This window comes from Capnocytophaga cynodegmi DSM 19736 (assembly GCF_000379185.1).
In the GTDB taxonomy this organism is placed as follows: domain Bacteria; phylum Bacteroidota; class Bacteroidia; order Flavobacteriales; family Flavobacteriaceae; genus Capnocytophaga; species Capnocytophaga cynodegmi.
On the sequence record NZ_KB900730.1, the window covers coordinates 2501 to 5133 of the forward strand.

The 2633-nt window shown below is 44.5% G+C and carries 2 tRNA genes and 2 rRNA genes (1 of these 4 cut by a window edge); all 4 read right to left on the bottom strand.

Features of this window, described 5'->3' with window-relative positions:
- A 23S ribosomal RNA gene (locus YW9_RS0108620) occupies positions 1–215 on the bottom strand; its annotated part reaches 2500 nt to the left of the window's first position; the annotation flags it as partial.
- A gap of 213 nt (positions 216–428) precedes the next feature.
- Positions 429–502 (bottom strand) — tRNA-Ala (locus YW9_RS0108625).
- Positions 503–634: 132 nt separating this feature from the next.
- Positions 635–708 (bottom strand) — tRNA-Ile (locus tag YW9_RS0108630).
- A 155-nt stretch (positions 709–863) separates the two neighbouring features.
- Positions 864–2379, bottom strand: a 16S ribosomal RNA gene (locus YW9_RS0108635).
- Positions 2380–2633 lie beyond the last annotated feature (254 nt).

Here is a 2633-nt window from a genome sequence, read left to right on the forward strand (position 1 = left end):
TTGTTTTCTTCTCCTCCGCCTACTTAGATGTTTCAGTTCAGCGGGTTCGCCTCCTATAAAAAGGATACTGCACCTTCAATGCAGTGGGTTGCCCCATTCGGATATCTGCGGATCAACTCGTATGTGCCAATCCCCGCAGCTTTTCGCAGCTTATCACGTCCTTCTTCGCCTCTGAGAGCCTAGGCATCCCCCATACGCCCTTACATAACTTATTGCGCTTGTAGTCGCTTCTATCGATAGAAGCGTACCTCGTTCTCTTTGATTCTTTTATATTTTATTTTTTTCTCGATTTAATCAATCTTATTTTGATCTCTCGTGTTTTTATCCCAATATGTCAATGAACTCTTTCAAAAGTATAAAGTGTAAAGTTAAAAGTATAAAGTCTTATTTTTATCCTTTTTTTACTTTATCCTTTATCCTTCATCTCGTGGAGAATAAGGGAGTCGAACCCTTGACCTCCTGCGTGCAAGGCAGGCGCTCTAGCCAGCTGAGCTAATTCCCCATAAATATAGGTATTAGGGGTTAGGCAATAGGGAATAGTTTATATCAATCCCAAAACTCTTACCTATCTTAAAAGCATCAACCTCTAAAATTTCCTTTCAATATCTCTATCAATGAACTTAATTACTATCAGTAGTCCCAGGCAGACTCGAACTGCCGACCTCTACATTATCAGTGTAGCGCTCTAACCAGCTGAGCTATGAGACTGCATCTTTTTAGCCACTAGCTATTAGCAAATAGCAACTAGTCTATGTAACTCCAAAATACTAACTACCAAACACTAACCTCTAATTAGCCTATGAATATTGACCGCACAAGATTTAAAGATTCATCCTAAAATAATACCTTTTGGACTTCTCTAGAAAGGAGGTGTTCCAGCCGCACCTTCCGGTACGGCTACCTTGTTACGACTTAGCCCCAGTCACTAGTTTTACCCTAGGCAGCTCCTTGCGGCAACCGACTTCAGGTACCCCCAGCTTCCATGGCTTGACGGGCGGTGTGTACAAGGCCCGGGAACGTATTCACCGGATCATGGCTGATATCCGATTACTAGCGATTCCAGCTTCACGGAGTCGAGTTGCAGACTCCGATCCGAACTGTGACCGGCTTTATAGATTCGCTCCTGCTCACGCAGTGGCTGCTCTCTGTACCGGCCATTGTAGCACGTGTGTAGCCCAAGATGTAAGGGCCGTGATGATTTGACGTCATCCCCACCTTCCTCACGGTTTGCACCGGCAGTCCCGTTAGAGTGCTCGACTTGACTCGCTAGCAACTAACAGCAGGGGTTGCGCTCGTTATAGGACTTAACCTGACACCTCACGGCACGAGCTGACGACAACCATGCAGCACCTTGAAAAACGTCCGAAGAAATATCTATCTCTAGATACGTCGTTTCCCATTTAAACCTTGGTAAGGTTCCTCGCGTATCATCGAATTAAACCACATGCTCCACCGCTTGTGCGGGCCCCCGTCAATTCCTTTGAGTTTCACACTTGCGTGCGTACTCCCCAGGTGGGATACTTATCACTTTCGCTTAGCCACTCAAAATTACTTCCAAACAGCTAGTATCCATCGTTTACAGCGTGGACTACCAGGGTATCTAATCCTGTTCGCTCCCCACGCTTTCGTCCATCAGCGTCAATAATTTGTTAGTAACATGCCTTCGCAATCGGTGTTCTGTGTAATATCTATGCATTTCACCGCTACACTACACATTCCAGCTACTTCACAAACATTCAAGACCTACAGTTTCAAAGGCAGTTACTCAGTTGAGCTCAGTGCTTTCACCTCTGACTTATAAGCCCGCCTACGGACCCTTTAAACCCAATGATTCCGGATAACGCTCGCATCCTCCGTATTACCGCGGCTGCTGGCACGGAGTTAGCCGATGCTTATTCGTATGGTACCGTCATCAATCTACACGTAGACCTTATTCTTCCCATACAAAAGCAGTTTACAACCCATAAGGCCGTCATCCTGCACGCGGCATGGCTGGATCAGTCTTCCGACCATTGTCCAATATTCCTCACTGCTGCCTCCCGTAGGAGTCTGGTCCGTGTCTCAGTACCAGTGTGGGGGACATCCCTCTCAGAACCCCTACCCATCGTAGCCTTGGTGTGCCGTTACCACTCCAACTAGCTAATGGGACGCGTACTCATCTTTTGCCACCGTAGCTTTAATTATCTAATGATGCCACCAAATAATACTATAAGGTATTAATCCAAATTTCTTCGGGCTATCCCTTAGCAAAAGGTAGATTGTACACGCGTTACGCACCCGTACGCCGGTCTCAAGTGCCGAAGCACTCTACCCCTCGACTTGCATGTGTTAGGCCTGCCGCTAGCGTTCATCCTGAGCCAGGATCAAACTCTTCATCGTTAAAATCTTTAATATTATAACCAAAGAAAGTAATTGACTCTAGGATAATTCTTTAAATCTTATTTTTGTGCTGTCAACAATATATCAATGAACTATTTCGTCTGTTCCAAAATTCACAACCTTATCTTAAGTTGCGGGTGCAAAAGTAATACTTTTTTCTAAACCACCAAATTTTTTTGAACTTTTTTTTCAAAAATATTTTTTTTGAACTTTTTGCTTTATTACTAATCACTAATCCCTATTAACTAATGACT